Source organism: Bacillus cereus group sp. BceL062, from assembly GCF_051780025.1.
GTDB classification, from domain to species: domain Bacteria; phylum Bacillota; class Bacilli; order Bacillales; family Bacillaceae_G; genus Bacillus_A; species Bacillus_A toyonensis.
In genome coordinates, this window is sequence record NZ_JBPWGY010000031.1 from 1 (window position 1) to 6917 (window position 6917).

Consider the following 6917-nt stretch of genomic DNA (forward strand, 5'->3'; position numbering starts at 1 on the left):
ATGATAGCAAACATGTTGGCCTATGCCAACCGACATTCATCTCCCACCTAAAATTGGTGTTTCACACCTTCACATTTTTGAGGAAAGAGTCTTCTGTCGGAAAACGATAAAATAAAAACACTATTTTCATTATAGAGTTATTTAAGAGAGAGGACGTTTTTTCTGCAAATTTATATAGTTTTATTCTGATCAGTATGATTTATTTTACGTTTAGGTTATTGTTTTTTCCAAAGAAGCATCTCACATATTGATGGTTCGTCTTACCATGAAACAGATTTACAAATCGATGGAATAGAGCTGTTACAAGAAACTATTCGAATACATCTTGTTTTTAATATTATTGTATTTTTCGAGCACACTAATATTAAAAGGTAGAAAGTTCTTATCGTTCGCAATATACATTATTTCGAATATAAATATGATATCGAGTGAACACTAGAAAAATATCACCAAAGAGTAAAAATATATCGTTTTTCGATATTTTAATATTGACTTTAAATAAATAGAGAGTTATTGTAAGGATGTATTTCCTAAGTATAAGAGAAAGTAGTATGAGATAAAAAAGCTATCAAGGCGTGAAAGAGTATATTTCGATTTTTGCAATTCGCATAATATTTTTGAGGGCTATTTTGATTATAGCTATTCTATTATTTTATTTCGCTGAATTAGCTAATAAGTTAAGTTAATGCAAGAATCGAGAATAAATGTTTGAAAAATATTTAAAGGATTAAGAGTAATGAGGCCAATTTTTGAACTTCTAAGAATAAAAAATTTAAAGCTCTAAATATTAAGTAATTGTTATTTTGAAAAAGTTGGATTAAAAAGGAGGATGTGAAATGAAGAAAAAATATTTTTTTGCTTACACATCAATAATTATAGGTACTATATTTTTAATTGTTTATAAAATCAATACAAGAATTGAACCTGATGGTTCTTTGAAGGAGCCATTTTATTTGCTCCCATTTGGTGGTTTATTGATAATTATTGGATTTTTTTTATTATTACTTTTTGGTATCAACTCTATACTGAAAAAACAAAATAATAAATGAATAATATAAATTAATACTAGCGGAGGGGAAAGAAGCGACAAGAAGAATTAATTTTTTCTTTTTTGTTTAAAAATTTTAAAAAAGAGGAAGTTAAACTTTTGGTTCTTCAATATCTTCTGCAACTTACTACAGTTTATAGCGTTTTCACTAAAAAACAGATAGTCACTTTCTATGTAAGGTAGTTTTATTTATTGACAAAGAAATAATGTTAATGAATAAAAAACGAAAATAATTGCCATGCTAGGATTTTTTTTATCATTTTCTAAGCATCACTTTTATTTTAAGGTGTGTTATGCACATTTAAGAAAGGAAAGTCATTCAGCATGAAAAATAAGAAGTGATTAATCAATGCATAATGCAATTAATCGTGGAATACATGAAATCAGATGTTAGTAGAAGACATTGCAAGATTTACAGGATTACGATTAAAAAATTACAATGACATCAATAATGAAACATTCATTGATAAAGCAAAATAACTAGTTGTTGTACAAGTTCAATTAGCCCATTAAAAATGTAAATTTAACAAATGCCCTTTTTAAAGAATTATTCGCTGGAAATTGTGGTATTTTTAATTGTAAATAAATTAGAGCAAGGAGGCAATTTTTATAAAAGTTATATTGAGAATGCATCAACTTATTTTTACTATTATAATTGTAATGTTTGGTTTTAATTCAATTACAGTAAATGCAGATACTGCAAATTATTTATTAGATATAGATGGGAACCCTATTGAATATAATAAATCGTATTATATGGAACCTTGTTTATTTAATGGGCGTGGTATTGCTTATGAAACTTGGTTAGGTGAAGATTTTGTTTTGCTTCAGCACGAAAGTGGCCCAATTCCAAGTGGGCAAACTATAAGGTTTGATCATTATGCGGGAATAGGGGGCAATAAGTATGTACAAACGGGAGATTGGACAATAATTAGGGCTGATAGCCCCCCAGTGGACGGATTAGATATGCTTGGATATAATCCTACATATCATGGTGTGCAATTAGGTACGGTTGCAAGCGCTCCTAAATTACCCAAAGATACACAAGTTTGGATTCCTGATTCATATTCTGAAAATATTAATGTATCGAAAAAGAATAATTATATTACATTCCGAAATTTATATAACAATAAATACCTGTCATATAAAAACACCAATGCCAAATCATGGTTAGATGCTAGAAAGGATAATCTAAAAGAAGAAACATTATGGCGTTTGATTGAAAAATAACTTAGTTATAATTAATGTATAAAAAGCATACATTTTAATTTTGAAGTGAACTTGAATAGTGGTATATAAAATAACACCTCCATTAAATTTTGCATAGTAAGTATGTAAAAATTTAATGGAGGTGTTTTTGGTGAGTAAAGCATAATAATTATTGTAAAAAGAAATGTTAAATAAAATCTATGTGAAATAAATCTACACACTAAAAAGGTGTTATTTGTCTCAAATGTAGACAATATTATTATTGTAAAGTATAAAAAATAATAGAAAATTAAATTAACAGAAAAAATAATGTTGTAATTTTTTATTGCGATAATAAATACACATTTATATATTCATTATCGCAATAAGAATATGGAGATAATGAAAAGCATCGGGAGGAGTAAAAATTCTAGCCAACGTAAAGGATTAATTACTAGTAATTATATGTTAGTAAAATTGAAAGTTTATAAAGATCACAGACATAGAATATAAACAATGGGTATATTGAATTGAAATATATAGAAAACATTTAGGGGGATATTAGAAGAAATGTTTGTATACATATAAAAAGCAAGCAGAAATACTAAATAAAATAGGACATCCCGTACGTTTATATATATTGTAGCAATTAATTCAACGAGGTAGCTGTAGTGTGACTGAATTACGTAATCTATTAGGGATTCCACAATCTACAACATTTCAACACTTGGGTGTTCTGAAAAGCCTGGATATTGTGAGGTGTAGAAGTGAAGGTGTGATGAAAACTTATCAAATGTATAACGAAGAAGTAAAAAGGATTGTTACTATTCTAATGAAAGTATGAAATACAAACTTTAGAAGTATTTTTATGATTAGTCATAATAACTTGGGACTCATTTTATACAATATAGTCGTGAAAGGAAAATATATGAGACTAGTCGAACGTAAAATTAGAATCTTAGATTTACAGAAAAAACATTGTAGAGAATGTAGTTATAGGGATCAAGAACCTCGTTATTGTATTGAGAAATGCGAGATAGGGCAAGAATTAAACAAATTATATGAAACAAAATTAAATAAACGACAAAGGTCAAGGGAAACGAAAGATGAAAAATGGGATGAAAAATGTGAATATGCAACTTGGTTATTTGAAAATGGGATAGAATACCCGGTTATCGCAAAGATAGTGGGATGTCATATAAGTAGTTTATATAGGGAACTAAAAAAAAGAGGAGATCTAATGTATCCTAGTAATAAGAATTGAACTACTCACCACTTAACGTCCTAACGGACTGTTTGAAGTGGGAGATTCCTGCGAACACCGATTATCCACCGGTTATCTTAGCAGGCTCTACCCGTAGTCCCTACGGTGAGAACATAAGTATCTTGTACGTTGATTCACCACACTCCCTACTTTAGCTTGGTTTTCGCAACTTCGGCAAGTGTGGGAGATAGAACGTTGAAGATTTTACGGTTGCAACGTTTTTCTGCAACCAACCTCAAATCTTCAGTTTTCAAAGAGTAATCTGTACAAGTAAATGATAGCAAACATGTTGGCCTATGCCAACCGACATTCATCTCCCACCTAAAATTGGTGTTTCACACCTTCACATTTTTGAGGAAAGAGTCTTCTGTCGGAAAACGATAAATTAAAGAATTATGATTTATATTAAGGAGATGAAAAACTCAAACTAAACGCTTAGTTTGAAGAATTAATAAATCCATTTGTACGTTTTATTCTTTAAGAAATAAAATGTAGCAGACGAACCGCCATTTATAGTCATTTTATTTATAATTGTTTTTTCATAGGGAATTAATCCATAGGGCTTTAATTGAAAATTTAAGTAGTGTTGTAATATTATAAATTTATTTCGTGTTAACATTGAAGATAAAAATAAGAGTTGGTAGAAAAAATTTACAAGTTAATGAAATACAGAATTCAGCAAAAACAGAATCTATGTATAGGAATTATATTGAAAGATGTGAAATCTAATGGACAAAATTCTTCTTTTAGAGAAAGTGATGAAAGTAACGATGAAATTTAAACTTAGACAGAATAATGGAGAATGAATCCATTATTATAAAGGATTCATTCTCTTTATTCGGTCTAAGTTTGGTTTTTGTTTTAAAAGGTTGAATCATGAATTTTGAGTTATTTTTATGAATTATAAAAATTTTCTTATTTCTTCTAAGTTACGCTTAGTGGGTATAGTAGAAATAAAGATAATCGGAATATGACTAATTTCAATAGGTGTATCAGTTATAATACAAGATACATCTGAGTATTTTGTATCCAACTTTATTAAATCTTCATAGTGTACATTTATAAAATTTATATTTTGTTTAAACGTTAAGTTAAAGAACTCTATTAAATATTTATACCAATACTCTCCTTCTTTTGTATGTAGAATGATCTGAGTTTTTTTTTGCTGTAATTTCATTTTTTTCGTCGCAATATGTATTGTTAATAAAGCAACATAAAACGCGGATATATTTGGCTGAACACTAGAGTTATTTGTCTTGTATGTTTTTTCTAAAAATTTTATTTTTTTGTTTATCACATAAAAAATAGCTGCGTGTTTTTTTCTTATATGAGAGATAGTTGAAAAATTGCTCCAATAATTAGATGGGAGAAAATTTTGTTTTTTAGGCAACAACATTTGGTTTAATATGTTTATAAATTCAATATCACATAAAAGGTCCATTTTAAATCTTTTTTCAAGTTTTTGTATAAATGCGGTTAAAATTGGACAGGGTGGCTGCCCTATGTCGCCAATAGGTTCTGGATTGTTTTCTTTTTTATATGTGTACGCTGAACAATTTATTGCCATAATAAAAATAACAATATCTGTTGATGTCAATTGGATATTATGTTCTTTAAATATATTTTTAGTGATTTCTTTTAATTTATTATACCGACTAGATTCTTTTATATGTTTAATCTGCCAATGCTTTAATAATATTGAGTATCCATTGTTTTTTCTTTTTAAATATAAACAAATAAAAAAGGATAACTTTTTAATCGAATCTTTATAGAATATAATTTTTTTTGTTTTTTCAACTTTCGTCAAATATTCTATGAGCAACTCGCGTTGAAATTCTGTAAAAGGCCAATCTTGATCGCTATATGCATTCATATATAAATCATAATACATAAGGAGAATATCTACATTGTTTCCCGAAAGTCTCAATGGGGATTTTTTCAACATTATATTGTATTGCTGTAAGTGATATGTAACTTCGTTTAATAGATTAGGTACCTTTTTATTCTGAATATATAATTTTTCAGCTAGTATTGAATTAGATGTCACATTTGTATCTAATAGAACATTTAGAGTTTTAAACAATAGAGTATGTTTCCAATATAACAGATTTATCTCATTATTTGATGCATTTAAAGGCTTATATAATTTCGCGCCTTTAGTTTTGTGGAACCTGATAGACCAGTTATTTGGAAGCATCTTTTGAAGATATAATAAGTCTCTATTTATTGTTTTGGTAGAACAATTAAGCTTAAAAGCTAGTTCTTTCATTGAAAACCATCTAAATTCTTGTAATAAGTGTTTTAGAATATGATATTGACGTTGAATTAGCATAATGGGTTTTAATTATTGATTTTAACTAAACGTCGAAATAATCAATAAATTAATTCCACCTCCAGAGTAAGATATTTTGTTAGTAATATTATAAGTATGTTGATTGCAAAATTATTTTAAGGTATAAAGTGCACTTTAAGGCAAGGGAAGAACTGTATCTAAGTATATTGGGTTCAAATTAGTGTGGAATTTATTGTTTACACTAATTTAATTTTGAAACTTGAGTTTAATTAGTTTAATCAAAATGATTCACTCGAAGCAATGCTGAATTTGTCTGTATGATGGACAAAAATGATTCTAGCTTAATAAATGGGTGACCTTGATATAGTTTGCTTAAAGAAGCATCTTTTTGCTATACGAATAGCAGAGTGAGGAAATCTAATGCAAAGTAATATATCTAGTATTTAAAATATATAATTCTCGTGTCTGAGAGAACAGCGAAAAGGAGGAATTACTTAAGGGTGAAAAATGCATCAAACATATACCTTTTCTTTGGGTGTCAAATATTTATATGAAATTTTTAGTTAGTTCTAAGTAAGTAGAGCACGAAAATAAATGTACTCTTAAAGAAATAGAAGCCACTTGGAATGTTGCAAGAACAGTTAAAAATTATAATCAGATTTTCATGAGTAAATCTTTAATATTTTATGCCTTATTGGGATTTTGGAGCTTGTCAATGAAGAGAATGGTCAGATGAAATTTAGAAGTACTATAGCAAAAATATTTTCTTAATTATAATGTCTATATAAAAAACGGAGGATATAATTTTTATTTTTTTGTTAGATAGTATTAAAGAATATCTAACGCCTATAGAGAAAAACATGTATGTAATAAGTCCTGGGTAAATAAACAATATAAATAAATGTTATTTTATAAAAAAAAGAGTCACTGTAAGTGACTCTTTTTTTCCAGGCTGTGGAGAAAGTCTTCTCCACAGCCTGTTTATGTGTCTGAACCTCTTTTTATGTGTCAATACTGATAAAAAAGAGGTAAAGGAGAGATTTTTTATGATGGGTGCTTTAAAAAATCATCGTGATGAGCGTGTATCCGTTTCTGTAGAAGAATTAGTTCCGCAAGACCATTTC

5 protein-coding genes are annotated in these 6917 nt (G+C 28.1%); 4 read left to right on the forward strand and 1 reads right to left on the reverse strand.

Going from position 1 to position 6917, the window contains the following annotated elements; genetic code table 11:
* Positions 1-836: 836 nt before the first annotated feature.
* From ACS2MN_RS30650 to ACS2MN_RS30665, 4 genes are all read left to right on the forward strand, one after another.
* A complete protein-coding gene (locus tag ACS2MN_RS30650) occupies positions 837-1049 on the forward strand; it encodes a DUF3955 domain-containing protein (protein ID WP_346994933.1) in 213 nt (70 codons plus the stop codon).
* 626 nt (positions 1050-1675) lie between these two features.
* Positions 1676-2278: a hypothetical protein gene (locus ACS2MN_RS30655; RefSeq protein WP_346994932.1), complete on the forward strand. Its 603-nt coding sequence runs from the start codon at positions 1676-1678 to the stop codon at positions 2276-2278.
* A gap of 610 nt (positions 2279-2888) precedes the next feature.
* Positions 2889-3080 carry an ArsR family transcriptional regulator gene (locus tag ACS2MN_RS30660; RefSeq protein WP_430384463.1) on the forward strand — a complete coding sequence of 64 codons (192 nt, stop codon included), beginning with the start codon at positions 2889-2891 and terminating at the stop codon, positions 3078-3080.
* A gap of 24 nt (positions 3081-3104) precedes the next feature.
* Positions 3105-3500: a hypothetical protein gene (locus ACS2MN_RS30665; RefSeq protein ID WP_346994931.1), complete on the forward strand. Its 396-nt coding sequence runs from the start codon at positions 3105-3107 to the stop codon at positions 3498-3500.
* A 901-nt stretch (positions 3501-4401) separates the two neighbouring features.
* Here ACS2MN_RS30665 and ACS2MN_RS30670 read toward each other — a convergent pair.
* Positions 4402-5832, reverse strand: coding sequence for a helix-turn-helix domain-containing protein (locus tag ACS2MN_RS30670; RefSeq protein ID WP_346994930.1), 1431 nt, complete (start codon positions 5830-5832; stop codon positions 4402-4404).
* Positions 5833-6917: the final 1085 nt, after the last annotated feature.